The following is a 15,183-nucleotide window of genomic DNA, read 5'->3' as shown; positions in this document are numbered from 1 at the left end:
GGCTCAGACGCTCCTGTTCGGGGTTCCGGCGGGTACGGGGGTCCAGCGCGAACGGGCCGGCGAGGGTTCGTCCGCGCGCAGGGTGAGCAACGGCCGGGCGCGGCCGCCGCTGGGGGGTTTGGCTTCGCCGCCGGCCTGGATGGGCGGCCAGTACGCGCCGGGCCCGGAGTAGCCGAGCTCGGCCGCCGCGTGCAGCGCCCACGACGGGTCGTGCAGCTGCGCTCGGCCGATGCCGACAAGGTCCGCGCGGCCGGCGAGCACGATCGAGTTCGCGTCGTCGCAGGTGGAGATGCCGCCGACGGCGATCGTCGGGACGCCGACGTCGGCGCGGATCCGTTCGGCGAACGGCGTCTGGTAGCTGCGGCCGAACGCCGGTCGTTCGTGCGCGACGACCTCGCCGCTGGACACGTCGATCGCGTCCACCCCGAGTTCGGCCAGCGCGGCGGCGATCCGCACGCTGTCCTCGATCGTCGTGCCGCCCTCGGCCCAGTCGACGGCCGAGAGCCGCACGAGCAGCGGTTTGTAGTGCGGCCAGACGGCGCGCACCGCGGCCACGACGGCGAGCGGGAAACGCAGGCGGTTCTGCAGGCTCCCGCCGTAGCCGTCGGTGCGGTGGTGCGTGAGCGGCGACAGGAACGTCGAGAGCAGGAACCCGTGTCCGGCCTGCAGTTCGAGGACGTCGAAGCCCGCCTCGTCGGCCCGGCGAGCGGCCGCGGCGAAGTCCTCGATCAACGCCTGCAGCTCGGTTTCCGCGAGCTCGTGCGGCACAGGCAGGTCGCCGTACGCCAGCGCCGAGGGGGCGACGGTCCGCCAGCCGTTGGCGGCCAGCGCCGGGCCCAGCGATGCCGCGTCCGGCACGGACGTGGAGCCCTTGCGTCCGGAGTGGCTGAGCTGCACGCCGATCAGGGCTCCGGTGTGCGCGTGCACGGCGTTCGTGATGCGGCGCCATGCCGTGGCCTGCTCGTCGGTGTACAGGCCGGGGCACGCGGGGGTGACGCGACCGTGCGCGGTCACGGCGGTCATCCCGGTGAGCACCAGCCCGGCGCCGCCGAGGGCCTTGCCCGAAAGGTGCAGCAGCTCCGCTTCGCCGGGAATCCCGTCGACCGCGCTGTACGTCGAGATCGGCGCGGCGACGATGCGGTTGCGCAGATGCCGGCCCGCCAGGACGAGCGGCTGGAACAGCGGGGGAGTGCCGTCGTCGCGGCCGCCGGGGCTGTGGGTGCTGAACCAGCGGTCGACGGTGCGGATGTAGGCCGGGTCGCGCAGGCGCAGGTTGTCGTAGGTGACGCGACGGCTGCGCGTGAGGAGGTTGAACGCGAACTGCGGCGGCTCCTGGCCCACGACGTGGTCGATCGTCTCGAACCACTCGAGGCTTGCCTGCGCCGCGCGCTGAGTGGACTCGACGACGGGCCGGCGTTCGGTCTCGTAGTGTTCCAGCGCCGCGGCGAGGTCGCCGGGCGTGGCCTCCAGCGCGGCGGCGAGCGCCAGCGCGTCCTCCATGGCCAGCTTGGTGCCCGAGCCGATGGAGAAGTGCGCGGTGTGGGCGGCATCGCCGAGCAGCACGACGTTGCCGTGGCGCCACGTCTTGTTGCGCACGGTGGTGAAGCGCAGCCACTTCGAGTTGTTGGTGAGCAGTTCCGCGTCGCCGAGGAAACCGTGCAGCAGCTCGCGGCAGCGTTCGACGCTCGCTGTGTCGCTGACGCCGGGACCGAAGGTGCCGTCGGTGAACCCGGCGGCGCGCCAGGTGTGGTCGTTCAGCTCGACGATGAACGTGCTGCGGTCGGCGCTGAAGGGGTAGGCGTGCACCTGCACCGGGCCGAACTCGGTCTCCTCGACCAGGAACGTGAACGCCTCCAGCACGCGGTCGGTGGCCAGCCACATGTAGTGGCACTGGCGCACGTCGAGCGAGGGGCGGAAGACCTGTTCGAAGCGTTTGCGGATGGCGGAGTTCACCCCGTCGGCCGCGATCACGAGGTCGTAGTCGGCGGCGAGCCGCTCGACGTCGGGTGCCTCGGTGCGGAAGCGGACGTCGACGCCGAGGTCGTGACAGCGCCGTTGCAGGATCTCCAGCAAGCGTTTGCGCGCGATGGCGGCGAAGCCGTGGCCGCTCGAAGTCTGCGTGGTGCCGCGGTAGTGCACGTCGATGTCACTCCACCGGGCGAACTCCCGCTCCATCGAGGAGAACACACTCGGGTCGGCGTTGGTGATGCCTTCGAGCGTCTCGTCGGAGAAGACGACGCCGAAGCCGAACGTGTCGTCGGCGGCGTTGCGTTCCCAGACGGTGACCTCGCGGCTGGGGTCGAGCTGCTTGGCGAGCGCGGCGAAGTAGAGCCCGCCGGGGCCCGCCGCCCACGATGGCGATCCTCATCACGCCGGCACCTCCTTCGTGAGCGCGGTCCGCACCGCTTCGGGCCACGGCGTGGCGGCCGGCTTGTCGGGTTCGGCGTGGACCACGACGACGGAACCGTCGGCGGCGATCCCGTTCGGGCCGTGGACCTCGAAGGCGAACGTGAGTGACGTACGCCCGAGTTGCGCAACGCGGAACATGATGCGCACGGAGTCGCCGAACCACAGCCGGCCCCGGTAGTTCACCTCGTGGCGTACCCGGGGGGTGCGGCCGAACAGCCACGCGAGGTCCTTGCCCCGCAACAGGTCTGCTTCGGCCTCTTCGGCCCAGCGCAGGACCACGGAGTTGTGCTGGTGGCCCGACGCATCGGTGTCGTGCCATTCGACCCGTCGCTCGATCGTGGTCTCGAGACCGGCGAGCGGGGGAGAACCCGCGGAAGGGGATGTCGGCATGAGTTTTCCTCCTGGCGCCCTTGACATCACGAACGGTATAGCTGAACTATGACTGTCGTCAAGAAAACGACATACGGACGGGAAGGCGCGATGACCACACACAGCGATGACCAGCTGGGCCGCGCACGGGTGACGGACAACGAAGATCTGCGGGCGTACTACGAGAAACTGGAACAGCTCGACGCCGGTGCACTGTGGACGATCGCGAACAAGATCGAGCCGTGGTACCCGCAACCGCAGTCCGTACCGATCAAGTGGAGCTACGAGCAGCTGCGCCCACTGGTGCTCGAAGCGCTCAACCTGGTCAGCGGTGACGACGCCGGCCGCCGCGTGGTGGCGCTGTACAACCCGCTGCGGCGCGACATCGCGGCCACGGTGGGGCTCCTGTACACCGGCCTGCAGGTGATGGGTCCCGGGGAGTCGATGACGGCGCACCGGCACCAGGCCGCCGCGCTGCGGTTCGTGCTGGAGGGCACCGGCGCGTGGACGATCGTCGACGGGCAGAAGCTCAAGGTCGGCCCGCGCGACTTCGCCATCACCCCGAACTGGACCTGGCACGAGCACGGCAACGAGGGCCTCGAAGGCGTCGACGGCCCGGTCATCTGGCAGGACGGGCTCGACATCCCGCTGGTCAACGCGCTCGACGCGCCGTTCTACGAGGTGCACCCGGACGTCTATCAGAAACAGGACGGGGTCGTGAACTCCTCGCTGCTGACCTACGGTGCCGGGCAGCTGCGTCCCTTCGGTGACACGTGGCACAAGAACCACTCACCGCTGCTGGCCTACCCGTGGGAACCGACGTACGAAGCGCTGCTCAACGCGGCGAAGGCGAGCGACGGTTCGCCGTACGACGGCATCATCATGGAGTACAGCAACCCGCTCACCGGCGGTTCGGTGATGCCGACCATGAGCGCGCACATGCAGCTGCTGCGCGCCGGTGAGTCCACGCTCGCCCACCGCCAGGTCGGGTCGAAGATCTACACCGCGGCCAAGGGCAGCGGCACCTCGATCGTCGCGGGCAAGCGGATCGACTGGTCCGAAGGCGACATCTTCTGCGTCCCGTCGTGGGCGTGGCACGAGCACGCCAACGCAAGCCGCTCCGACGACGCGTGCCTGTTCTCGTTCAACGACTTCCCGGTGATGCGTTCGCTCGGCTTCTTTCGCGAAGAGGCCTATTCGGACAACGACGGTCACCAGCCGCTCGCCTGAGCTCACTGTCCACTTCGAACGGAGTTCTTCCATGCTGCTCGTCACGTTCGCCGGTCCCGACGGCCAGGACCGGCTCGGGATCCAGGACGGCACCGACGTCGTCGACGTCCGGGCCGCGGCGACCGACCGCGGAACCACCGCCCCCGCGTCGATGCTCGAGGTGATCCACGCCGGCACGGCGGCGCTGGAGTCCCTCGTGGATTCCCCCGTGCGCAGTCCACTGGAGACGGTGACCCTGCGCGCGCCCCTGCGGCCGGGCAAGATCGTGGGTGTCGGGCTCAACTACACCGAGCACGTCGCGGAGTCCGCGCGGACGCTCGACACCGACAAAGAGCTGCCACAGCGCCCGGTGCTGTTCAGCAAGCCGGCCACCGCCGTCGTCGGTCCGGGGGAGCCCATCCGGCACAACGGCGACCTCACCGCGCAGCTGGACTGGGAGTGCGAGCTCGCCGTGGTGATCGGGAAAACGGCGAAGGGCGTGTCGAAAGAAGATGCGATGGACCACGTCTTCGGCTACAGCATCGTCAACGACATCAGCGCGCGCGACCAGCGGCGTTCGGGGCAGTGGTTCTTCTCCAAGGGCCAGGACTCCTACGCGCCGTTCGGCCCGGCGATCCGGACCGCGGACGACGTGGCCGACCCGTATGCGCTGGAGCTGTCGCTGCGCGTGAACGGGGACGTGAAGCAGAAGTCGAGCACGAAGTACATGCTGTTCCGCATCGCCGAGCTGATCGCCGACATCAGTTCCGGCATGACACTGGAGCCGGGCGACGTGATCGCGACCGGTTCGCCGGCGGGCGTGGGCGCGAGCTTCACCCCGCAACAGTTTCTCAACCCCGGCGACGTCGTGGAAGCGTCCATTCAGGACATCGGCACGCTGCGCAACCCCGTGGTGGACGCCCGATGACCGCGCGGACCTACCGCATCGGCCAGATCGTGCCGAGCTCCAACGTCACGATGGAGACCGAGATCCCGGCGATCTTCCGCGCGCGCGAAACCGTCGCGCCAGAGCGGTTCACGTTCCACTCCAGCCGCATGCGGATGAAACACGTGCGCAAGGAAGAGCTCGCGGCGATGGACGCCGACTCCGGCCGGTGCGCAGCCGAGCTTTCGGACGCGCACGTCGACGTGCTCGGGTATGCGTGTCTCGTCGCCATCATGAGCCTGGGCCACGGTTACCACCGCACGTCGGAGTCGACGCTCGCGCGGATCACCGAGGAGAACGACGCGCCGGCCCCGGTCGTCACGAGCGCGGGAGCTCTGGTGAACGCGCTCGACGTGCTGGGCGCGAAGTCGATCGCCGTGATCTGCCCGTACCTCAAGCCGTTGACCGAGACCGTCGTGGACTACATCCGCTACGAGGGCGTCGAGGTGACTGACTACATGGCGCTGGAGATCCCCGACAACCTCGAGGTCGCCGCCCACGACCCGCGCAGGCTCGTGCCGCTGGCGCGCGACCTCGAGCACGAAGGCGCCGATGCCGTGGTGCTGTCCGCGTGCGTGCAGATGCCCTCACTCGCGTCGATCGACATCGTCGAGAACGAGCTCGGCAAACCCGTGCTCTCGGCGTCGATCGCCACCGCTCACCAGATGATGCGCGCGCTCGGCCTGCCCGCCGTCGCGCCCGGCGCCGGCGCTCTGCTGTCCGGCCGCTACGCCGAATCCCCTTATCCCGTCCCGCCCGCCGTCGGCTGACGGACTCCCAGGAAGGCCGCAGATGGAGCTCACCCCATCGGCCCACGTCGACTCGTTCTGCCGCGACAACCTCCCCGCACCGGCGGACCAGCCCGAGTTCCGGTTCACACTGCCGGAGCTCGCCTACCCGCCGCGGCTGAACTGCGCCGTCGAGCTGCTGCGCGGGAGCATCGACCGCTTCGGCCCGGACCGGCCGTGCCTCCGCACGGACACGGAGACCTGGAGCTACGCCGACCTCGACCGGCGCAGCGACCAGGCCGCCCACGTGCTCGCGCGGGACTTCGGGGTGGTACCCGGCAATCGCGTGCTGCTGCGAGGGCCGAACAACCCGTGGCTGGTGGCGGCGTGGTTCGCGGTGCTGAAGGCGGGTGCGGTGCCCGTCACGACGATGCCGCTGCTGCGGGCCCGTGAGGTCGACGACCTCGTGGAGCTCACGCGGCCTCGCCTGATCGTCACCGACCATCGGTTCGCCGCTGATTTGTCCGAGGTCTCGTTGCCGGTGCTCACTTACGGCGCCGACGGTCCCGACGACTTGGTGGCTCGGGCTCGCGGCGTCGGGGAGGGTTTCGCCGCCGTGGACACCGCTGCCGACGACGTCGCCCTGCTTGCCCCGACGTCGGGGACCACGGGCAAGCCCAAAGCCACCATGCACTTCCACCGCGACGTCCTGGCCGCCACCGACACCTTCGCCCGGCACGTCCTCAAGCCCGTGCCGGAAGACGTCTTCACCGGCACCCCGCCGATCGGCTTCACCTTCGGCCTCGGCGGCCTGGTCCTGTTCCCCCTCCGCTTCGGCGCTTCGACGCTGTTGCTGGAAAAGGCGTCCCCGGAAGAACTCGCCGACGCGGTCGAACGCCACCACGTCACGGTGTTCTTCACCGCTCCCACCGCGTACAAGGCCCTGCTGTCCTCGGGCAACGCGGCGACGCTGTCGAAACTCCGACGCTGCGTGTCCGCGGGCGAACACCTGCCCGTGTCCACGTGGGAGGATTTTCACGCCGCCACCGGAATCAAGATCATCAACGGCATCGGCGGCACGGAGATGCTCCACATCTTCGTGTCCGCGGCCGACGACAACATCCGACCGGGCTCCACCGGCCGCGCCGTCCCCGGCTTCGAAGCCACCATCCTCGACGACGCCGGCCGGCCCGTCCCCGACGGCACGCCCGGCCGCCTCGCCGTGAAGGGGCCCACCGGCTGCCGCTACCTCGCCGACAGCCGCCAGAAGAACTATGTCGACAACGGCTGGAACCTCACCGGCGACACGTACCTCCGCGACGCCGACGGCTACTTCTGGTACCAGGCCCGCAACGACGACATGATCGTCTCCTCCGGCTACAACATCGCAGGCCCCGAGGTGGAGCAGGCCCTGCTGTCCCACCCGGACGTGCTGGAGGCCGCCGTGGTCGCCGCCCCGGATCCTGCCCGCGGCACCATCGTGCACGCCTTCGTCCACTTGCGACCCGGCGCCGCCGAGGACGCCGCCGCTCTGCAGGCTTTCGTCAAACAGGCGATCGCGCCGTACAAGTACCCGCGCGCGATCGACTTCGTGACGGAGCTGCCGAAGACCCCGAGCGGGAAGATCCAGCACTACCGGCTCAGGGAGCTGGTGGCGGCCCGGAACCGGTAACGGCGGCCCGGGGAATGGCCTGGTACCTCTCGGTGCCGGGCCATTTCGCATTTCGGACTCGCTCCAGGAGCCGCCGTTGCACCAGGGGCAGGCCGTTACCGAGCGGCTTCCCGACCCAGCAGCACATCCGCCGCCCGTTCGGGTCACCGCCAGCACCGTCGCGTTGGTGTTCGCGCCGATCAGGGTGGGGAGGACGGACGCCTCGGCGATGCGGAGGCCGGTGACGCCGTGGACGTTCAGCGCGGGGTCCACCACGGTGCCGAGGGCGCAGGTACCACAGGCGTGGAAGTAGCTGCCCGTGCTCTGGCGCAGGAAGTCCTCTTCCGCGGCAGGGTTCATCGAAGCCGGGCCGGGCAGGACTTCCTTGTCGCGCCACGGATTCAGCGCCGGGGCGGTGCCGACGTGCCGGGCGAGGCGCAGGCCGGCCAGCATGCCGGCGAGGTCGCGCGGGTCGCGGAGCAACGCGGGGTCCACGATGGGCGCGACGGCCGGGTCGGCCGATGCCAGCGTGACCGAGCCGCGGGAATGCGGGTACAGGTAGTTGAAGCCGATGGTGAACCCGGTCGCCGGGCCGGGCAGGGGCGGCCGGAAGTACGGGATGTCCAGGAACAGCAGCTGCACGTCGGGCGCTTCGAGATCGGCGCTGCTGCGCACGTCGGCGACGAGGTCGCTGTGGTTGTTGGCGCCGTCGGGCAGGGGGCGGGCGTTCGAGTACACGACGCCGGTCAGCGGGTGGTCCTGCAGGTTCGCCCCGACGCCCGGCAGTGCGACCCGCGGCGTGACTCCGGCCTGCTCCAGCGCGGCCGGGTCGCCGATGCCGGAGAGCATCAGCAGGTGCGGCGAGCCGATCGCGCCGGCGGACAGCACCACGGACCGTTCGGCCTCGGCGGAGGCCGACGAATCGCCGAAGCGGTACTCGACGCCGGTGCGGTGGCTGCCCGCGAGCACGAGCCGGGTCACGGGCGCGCCGGTCACCACGGTCAGGTTCGGCCGGTTCAGCACCGGGCGCAGGTAGGCGGCGGCGGGCGACTGGCGCGCGCCGTCGACGATGTTCATCTCCAGCCAGGTCGCGCCCTCCGGCTCGGCGCCGTTGAGGTCGGGCGATTCGGGGAACCCGCGCTCCCGCACGGCGGCCAGCGCGGCGTGGGCCGGCGGGTGCCGGACGGGCGGCGGCCCGACCCGCATGGGGCCGTCGGTGCCGCGGTACTTCGGGTCGCTGCCGGGCCGCGCGGTCTCGCTGCGGCGGAAGTAGGGCAGCAGGTCGTCGTAGCGCCGGCCGTCGACGCCCCAGGCGTCGTAGCCGGCGCGGTGGCCGCGAAGGTGTGCCATGGCGTTGATCGAGCTCGACCGCCGAGCGTGCGCCCGCGCGGGTACGGCAGCTCCACGCCGTGCAGGCCCGGCTGCGGGGTGGTGTGGAAGTTCCGGTCGACCGAGCTGCCCAGCAGCGCCGGCCACGCGGGCGGCACCCCCATCACGTCCGGCCCGGTCGCGCGACCGGCCTCCAGCAGCAGGACGGTCGCCGCCGCGTCTTCGCTCCGCCGCGCGGCGAGGACCGAACCGGCCGTCCCCGCCCACGACCACGTAGTCGTACTTCATCTCTTGGGTGTCCCTCCTCGACGGACATCCCGGGGTGCCCACGGCCCATGAAGCCAGACCCCGGCGGGTGAAAGAGGGCTCAGCCAGGACTTGCCGTTCCCAGGATCGGCGTCACACGAGCGACCGGCCGGGGCAGCTCCGCGGGTACGGGCGGTCCACGACGGACGGGCCCGGTCCCCGGCCGACGCAGGCTGTGACCAGGCGAAAGGACGGGTGGCGATGAGGGGCTCCGAGCTCGGCGAGTTCCTGAGGACGAGGCGCGCCCGCGTCGACGTCGCCCAGGTCGGCCTGCCGCCGACGGCCCGCCGCCGCGGGCCCGGGCTGCGCCGCGAAGAGGTCGCGGCCCTGGCCGGGCTCAGCGCCGGCTACTAGGCGCGCCTGGAGCAGGGCCGCCAGCTCACGGCGTCGCACGAGGTCCTCGATGCCCTGGCGCGGGTGTTCAGCCTCGACGAGGCCGAGCGCGCCCACCTGCGCCGCCTGTCCGCGCGCCGCAGCGGTCCGCCGGACGAGGTCGCGCGCGGCGTCGGGCCCGGCATGCGCAGCCTGCTCGACGAGCTGCGCCGCGTGCCCGCGATCCTGCTCGGCCGCTCCACCGAGGTGCTCGCCGCGAACCGGGTCGCGCGGCTGGTGTTCGCGGACTTCCCCGGCATGCCCGCGCGTGACCGCGTGGTCGTACGGTGGCTGCTGTGCGACGAGTCCGCCCGTGCCCTCCACGACGGCTGGGAGGGCATCGTCGAGGAGATGATCGGCATGCTGCGCCTCGCGGTCGGCCGCGACCCCGAGGACCTGCGGGCCCGGCGTCTGGTGGCCGAACTGTCGGCGACCAGCCCGCTGTTCCGCCGCGTGTGGGCCGACCACCGCGTGGAGGCGACCCCGCGTTCGACGAAGCGGATGTTCCACCCGGGCGCGGGCGAGCTGAACTTCTACGTTGAGTACCTGGCCTCGCGAGGCGCCGGCCGACAGAACCTTTCACGTTCGTTCCCCGCCCTGGAACGGGTACCGCGGAGGCGGTCGACGAGCTCCTGGCCAGGGAAAACGTGCCGGCGAGCTGAGTTTCGGATCCACTGTGGACCAGGGCCGGTCCGTGACCGGGCCACTTCCGGTGATTCATTCGTGACCCGATCGGGTAAGTCGGAAGTGCGCTTACCGCGAATCGGGGAGGTGGTGCCGTTGACCGGGGCCCGAAGTGCAGGCCGTCCGGGCACGTGGGTGCTGCCGCTGCACGGCACCACGGCTGCGACGGTGCGGACGATGCGCAGATGGGTGTCACAGCACCTGAGCACGCTGGGTGACGAGCACCGCGACGACGTGCTCCTCGTCGCCACCGAACTGCTGGCCAACGCCCACGACCACGGCGACGGGCCGCGCCACCTGCAGTTGTGGCACAGCCTGCGCCCGTGCACCGTGCGGGTCGAGGTGGCCGACCGCAACCTCGTGCAGCCGACCATGGGCTTGTCCCGCCTGCCCGGCCCGCGCGGCCGCGGGCTGCTGCTCGTCGACCGCCTGTCGGTGACGTGGGGTGTGCTGCCCGAGACCGGGTTCGGGCGCAAGACGGTGTGGGCGCAGATCCCTTGCCTCGGCCGGTGTCCCCGGCCCGGGCGGACGGGTGACCAGCGCACCTGCGTCGGCGGATCCGGCGAGCTGGCCGGCTGAGGCCGCAACGGTCCCCTGTGGACTGACCCGCCGCGAGTGACATCGCGGCCACCGCGCCCCGCGCGTCGCGGCCCCGCGAACTCGCCCGCACAAGCCCGTCGCCGGCCCTCCCGACGCGCCGGCCCAGGTCTCATCCGGCACGGGTGAGGCGCGAGCCGTGTGCGCACGGTGACCGTATCCCCGGGACCCACCGGCCGGAGCCGCCGCGCAGGTCCGGCCACACCGGAGTGACATGGGGGCGTCGCCCGTCGACGCGGGGCACCGCCGCAGCACCCCAACCCGGACGAGGGTGAGGTGGTCTCGTGAAGCTGCGCGGACGAACCGGTGCCACGAAGCGCAAGCGATCCGGCCCTGTGCCCGTCGCGCCGACTTTCCCGCCCGGGAGCATGCTGCCGCGGGTGCTCGTGATCATGGTCGGTGCCGCTTCGGTGGTCATCACGCTGGCCGGCCTCCGGGCGATCGCGTTCATCGTCGGGCCCGTGTTCCTGGCGATGGTCATCGTGGTCACCGCGAGCCCCGTGCAGTCCTGGCTGCGGCGCAAGGGCTGGCCGCGCTGGCTCACGACGGTCGTGCTCGTCACGGTGGTCTACCTGGTGATCGTGAGCCTGGTGTTCGTGGTGATCGTGTCGCTGGCGCAGCTCGCGACGTTGCTGCCGACCTACGCGTCGAAGGCCAGCGAGCTGCTGCAGTCCGCCACCGACAAACTCGCCCAGTTCGGCGTGGGACCGCAGCAGCTGCGGGACATGGTGTCTTCACTGGATCTCGGCAAACTCGCGAACGTCGTCGGCTCTCTGCTCTCCGGCATCGGCGGCGTGCTCACCAACCTCGTGTTCCTGCTGGCGCTGCTGCTGTTCCTCAGCACCGAGGCCACCTGGGCGGACAAGCGGCTGGACGCCATCGACACCGACCGGCCGTGGCTCACCGCCGCGTTCCACCGCTTCGCCGCGGGTACCCGCAGCTACATCCTCGTGACCACCGTGTTCGGCTTCATCGTGGCGGTGCTCGACGGGGCGGCGCTGGCGATCATCGGCATCCCCGTGCCGATCCTGTGGGCGTTGCTGGCGTTCGTCACCAACTACGTCCCCAACGTGGGGTTCGTGCTCGGCGTAATCCCGCCGGCGCTGCTGGGCCTGCTCGACGGCGGCTGGGAGAAGATGGTCGTCGTCGTCGCGGTCTACTGCGCGCTGAACTTCGTGGTGCAGTCGCTCATCCAGCCACGCTTCGTGGGCGGTTCGGTCGGGCTGTCGACGCTGGTGACCGTGCTCTCCCTGGTGTTCTGGACGTGGCTGCTCGGCCCGCTGGGCGCGATCCTCGCCGTGCCGGCGACACTGCTGATCAAGGCGCTGTTCGTGGACATCGACCCGACGGCGGGCTCGGCCGACGCGCTCATCCGCATGGTCGCCAGGGGCCCCGACGGTCCGGCGCCTGGAGAAGAGGCGGCCGAGGAGACCGAAGCACCGGGGAAAACCCGCGCGGACACCGGCGCGGACCCCGCGGAACCGGGGCCCGCACCGGCCTGACCGCCCCGTCAGATCCTCTTCATCTCCTTGCCGTGCACCGCGAGCGCGTAGATCACGAGCACGTCGACGGCGATGATGATGATCGACCACAGCGGGTACGCCGGCAGGAACGCGAGGTTGACGATCGCGCTCAGGCCCGCGAGGACGATGCCGGTGATCTGCGCCGCGCGGTTGCCCATGTACACGCCGACGCCGACGAGGATGAGCAGCGCGCCGAGCGCGAGGTGCACCCAGCCCCACGTGGTGTAGTTGACCGAGACGACGAGACCGGTCTCGTCGACCACGTAGTAGCGGGTGTTGAGCAGTGCGACGAGCCCTTCGATCACCTGGAACGCGCCCAGCAGCATCATCATGGTCGCGGCGAAGGCGACCCAGCCGGTCCAGCCGCTCATTACCGGCTGAGAGTCAGGGTGGCGGCCGGTGGTTCCGCCGGCCTCGGTGTGCGGCGCTCGTGCTCCCGTGTCGGTCATGGTGAGAGTCCTCTCGTGTCCGCGGGATCCGTGCCCGTGCCGGGCTTGCGGAAAGCGTCGGACGCCGGCGCGGGTCCGGCCTCATCTGTCGCGGATGAAGCCTCACGCGAGACCGTGCTCGCGGGCGATGAGCACGGCGTCGCGGCGGTTGGTCACGCCGAGCTTCACGTAGATCGCCCGCACATGGGTCTTGACGGTGTTCACGGACACGGTCAGGTCCGCCGCGATCTCGTCGAGTGAGCGTTGCGACGGCAGCCGCTGCAGCACGACCTGCTCGCGCTCGGTGAGGCGGTCGTCCACGGGGGCGGGGTCGAAGCGGCGCAACCGGTCGCGGACCGAAGCGGCGAAGCCGTCGAGCCGGCCGAAGCCGCCCGAGTGGTCCACGAGCAGGTGCTGCACGGCCGGCTCGGTCAGCGCGAACGGCCGCGCGAAATCACCGCCTGCTGCCAGGTCCAGCGCGTGTTCCAGCGTCCGCAGCGCCTCGGTGCGGCGCCCGGCGCGCAGGGCGAGCGCGGCTTCGATGAGCTCGACGTGGACCGGAGTGGTCGGCAGCAGTGCCGCGCGGCGGGTGCGCGCCGCGGCCGCGGCCTCGTCGAGCCGGCCGGCGGCAAGGTGGGTCCACGCCTGCATGAGGTCCAGCTCGCGCGTGTGGGGGAGGTGGTCGCGGGCCCACAGCAGCACTTCGTTGGCGTGCAAGGGTTCTCCGAGAAACACGGCCGCGTGGTGCTCCAGCACGGCGACGAGCGCGGCCGGGCCGGCGGCGAGCTCGCCGAGGTCGTGGCGGGCGCGGCGCATGGTCTCGAGGCCGTTGCGGCGGTCCTCGCCGTCGAACTGCGCCGCGCCCTCGAGGAACGCGCCCAGCGGCGTGGCCGCGTCGCGCGCGTCGCGGGCGGCGGCCGCCGGGTCGAGCCGCAGCAGGTGGTCGCACGCGAGCACGAGCCGGCCGACGGCCAGCCACGGCGACCGCGGCCAGCCGTGCCGGGCGGCGAGTTCGACGGCTTCCTGGCAGGCCGCGCGGGCGGCGTCCTGGTTGCCGCCGAAGGCGCCGGCCACGGCGAGCGCAGCCAGGCCGTGGAGCACGAGGTAGTCCTGGCCGTCGCCGCGCGCGGTGTCGAGGGCGTCGCGGACGCGCGTGGCGGCGTCGTGCCAGGCGCCGCGGTAGAGCGAGGACCAGGCGCGGTCGAGGTCCGCCCAGGTGCCCGGCTCGGTCGGTCCGGGCCCGTCCGGACGGCGGCCCTCTGCCAGCGCGTGGTGGCGGGCGAGCAGGGGATCGTCGGGCGTTTCGACCGGGTCGCCGCTCTGGATGGCGGCGAGCGTGCGGGCCGCGCGCAGGCCGGGATCGACGTCGTCACCCAGGTGCGCCAGGGTTTCGCGGACGGCATCGTCGTCGCCGGCCAGCAGGCACGGGACGGCGTGGGCGTGGAGGAGGTCGACGATGCCGTCGCGGTCGAGGCCGGCGACGGCGTGTTCGAGGGCTTCACCGATGTGGTCCTCGTTCGCGAACCAGCGCGCGGCCGTGGCGTGCAGCTCGCTCGCGAGGCCGGGGTAGCGCAGATCGAGGTCGGCGCGCAGGTAGGAGCGCAGCAGCGGCTGCACGCGGTAGGAGGCGCTGGGGTCGTCGATGCGCGCGACCAGGAACGTGCGCCGCTCCAGCTCGGCGAGCACCGCGCCCGCGTCTTCGCGCGCGGCCAGCTCGCGGGCCAGCGCGGCCGGCACGGAGTCGCACACGCTGATGCGGCGCAGCAGCTCGGGCGCGCCTTCCGGCAGGCGGGCGAGCACCTCGTCGGCCAGGAACCCGGCCACGGAGCGGTCGTCGCCGTCGAGCTGGGTGAGAAAGGCGTCGACGTCGGCCACGGTCCGCAGCGACACTGCGGCCCAGTGCACGGCGGCGGTCCAGCCCGCCGTGCGTTCGACCAGCCGGCGGACCTCGTCCTCGCCGCAGCGCACGCCCGTGACCCGCAGCAGCTGGGCGGTCTCCGCGGTGGTGAAGCGGAGGTCGTCCGCGCCGATGCGGACGAGGTCGCCCTGCACCTGCAGGCGCGCGAGCTGCAGCCGGGGATCGGCGCGCGCCGAGAGCGCGAGGCGCAGCCCGGCGGGCGGAGTGCGGATGAGCGTGGTCATGTCGTGCAGCGGGCCGGCGGCCACGATTTCCTGGAAGTCGTCGAGCACCAGGCGTACCGGGGCGGGCAACGCGTCGAGGGCATCGACGAGCTCGGCGAGGAAATCGGCGCGGCTGTCGCCTTCCGGCGCCGCGACGCTGTGCACCCGGCTGTCGGCGGGCACGGTTTTGTCGAGCGCGCAGAGGATCGCGGACCAGAAGCGGCGCGGGTCGTTGTCCTCCGTGTCGAGCGAGACCCACGCGACGGGGCGGGTCGTGGCCCACTCGGCCAGCAGCGCGGTCTTGCCGAAGCCGGCGGGCGCGCAGACGGCCGTGACGGGGCTGCCGGCGGCCGCGTCGAGGGCGTCGAGCAGTCGTGGGCGCGTCACGAAATCCGGTGGCAGCAAGGGCATTGTCACCTTCGCACCCGGTACCCGCCACCGGTTGGTCCCCGACCGGCCGACTCCACCCACGCCTTCGACCGTAGGACGTCGCTGTGCCCAGGTAAGGGCC

Annotated in this window: 10 protein-coding genes and 2 pseudogenes; 7 read left to right on the top strand and 5 right to left on the bottom strand. The window is 71.7% G+C overall.

The annotated features are described in order from the left end of the window. Nucleotides 1-3: 3 nt before the first annotated feature. Nucleotides 4-2,368 (bottom strand): annotated as a pseudogene (locus tag AB0383_RS23120) (FAD-dependent monooxygenase). After that, a complete protein-coding gene (locus tag AB0383_RS23115) occupies nucleotides 2,368-2,799 on the bottom strand; it encodes a thioesterase family protein (RefSeq protein ID WP_364185024.1) in 432 nt (143 codons plus the stop codon). Before AB0383_RS23115 ends, AB0383_RS23120 begins: the two are co-directional and overlap by 1 nt. A 90-nt stretch (nucleotides 2,800-2,889) precedes the next feature. Between AB0383_RS23115 and AB0383_RS23110 the strand changes: the two genes are divergently transcribed. Genes AB0383_RS23110 through AB0383_RS23095 form a run of 4 tightly spaced genes read left to right on the top strand, consistent with a single transcriptional unit; the run spans nucleotide 2,890 to nucleotide 7,333 of the window. Continuing rightward, complete coding sequence (locus tag AB0383_RS23110; RefSeq protein WP_364185026.1) at nucleotides 2,890-4,008, top strand: cupin domain-containing protein; 1,119 nt, start codon at nucleotides 2,890-2,892, stop codon at nucleotides 4,006-4,008. 31 nt (nucleotides 4,009-4,039) lie between these two features. After that, nucleotides 4,040-4,915 carry a fumarylacetoacetate hydrolase family protein gene (locus AB0383_RS23105; RefSeq protein ID WP_366188490.1) on the top strand — a complete coding sequence of 292 codons (876 nt, stop codon included), beginning with the start codon at nucleotides 4,040-4,042 and terminating at the stop codon, nucleotides 4,913-4,915. Continuing rightward, complete coding sequence (locus AB0383_RS23100) at nucleotides 4,912-5,703, top strand: Asp/Glu racemase (RefSeq protein WP_364185030.1); 792 nt, start codon at nucleotides 4,912-4,914, stop codon at nucleotides 5,701-5,703. The genes AB0383_RS23105 and AB0383_RS23100 overlap by 4 nt, the downstream gene beginning before the upstream one ends. 22 nt (nucleotides 5,704-5,725) lie before the next feature. Continuing rightward, the gene (locus tag AB0383_RS23095; protein ID WP_366188489.1) at nucleotides 5,726-7,333 is read left to right on the top strand and encodes an AMP-binding protein; all 1,608 of its coding nucleotides are present in this window, start codon (nucleotides 5,726-5,728) and stop codon (nucleotides 7,331-7,333) included. Nucleotides 7,334-7,486: 153 nt separating this feature from the next. On the opposite strand, the pseudogene AB0383_RS23090 reads toward AB0383_RS23095, so the two are convergent. Next, a pseudogene (locus AB0383_RS23090) lies at nucleotides 7,487-8,662 on the bottom strand (GMC oxidoreductase); the annotation flags it as partial. Nucleotides 8,663-9,148: 486 nt separating this feature from the next. Between AB0383_RS23090 and AB0383_RS23085 the strand changes: the two are divergent. The 3 genes from AB0383_RS23085 (at nucleotide 9,149) to AB0383_RS23075 (ending at nucleotide 12,102) form a co-directional block, all read left to right on the top strand. After that, a complete protein-coding gene (locus AB0383_RS23085) occupies nucleotides 9,149-9,301 on the top strand; it encodes a hypothetical protein (protein ID WP_364185034.1) in 153 nt (50 codons plus the stop codon). 63 nt (nucleotides 9,302-9,364) lie between these two features. Next, nucleotides 9,365-10,582 carry an ATP-binding protein gene (locus AB0383_RS23080; RefSeq protein WP_364185036.1) on the top strand — a complete coding sequence of 406 codons (1,218 nt, stop codon included), beginning with the start codon at nucleotides 9,365-9,367 and terminating at the stop codon, nucleotides 10,580-10,582. A 302-nt stretch (nucleotides 10,583-10,884) separates the two neighbouring features. Further along, the gene (locus AB0383_RS23075; protein ID WP_364185038.1) at nucleotides 10,885-12,102 is read left to right on the top strand and encodes an AI-2E family transporter; all 1,218 of its coding nucleotides are present in this window, start codon (nucleotides 10,885-10,887) and stop codon (nucleotides 12,100-12,102) included. A gap of 8 nt (nucleotides 12,103-12,110) precedes the next feature. Here AB0383_RS23075 and AB0383_RS23070 read toward each other — a convergent pair whose 3' ends face one another. Together AB0383_RS23070 and AB0383_RS23065 are read right to left on the bottom strand one after the other, a co-directional pair. Next, entirely contained in the window at nucleotides 12,111-12,572 is a 462-nt protein-coding gene (locus tag AB0383_RS23070; protein ID WP_364185040.1) for a hypothetical protein, read from the bottom strand. A 102-nt stretch (nucleotides 12,573-12,674) separates the two neighbouring features. Beyond that, nucleotides 12,675-15,083 (bottom strand): LuxR C-terminal-related transcriptional regulator, encoded by a 2,409-nt coding sequence (locus tag AB0383_RS23065; RefSeq protein ID WP_366188488.1) that lies wholly within the window; start codon nucleotides 15,081-15,083, stop codon nucleotides 12,675-12,677. Between the last annotated feature and the right edge of the window lie 100 nt (nucleotides 15,084-15,183).

Origin of the sequence: Amycolatopsis sp. NPDC051373 (assembly GCF_040689465.1) — a bacterium.
Classification (GTDB): Bacteria; Actinomycetota; Actinomycetes; order Mycobacteriales; family Pseudonocardiaceae; genus Amycolatopsis.
Note: the sequence above shows the minus strand (reverse complement) of the source record. Positions and strands in the feature narration are given on the sequence as shown.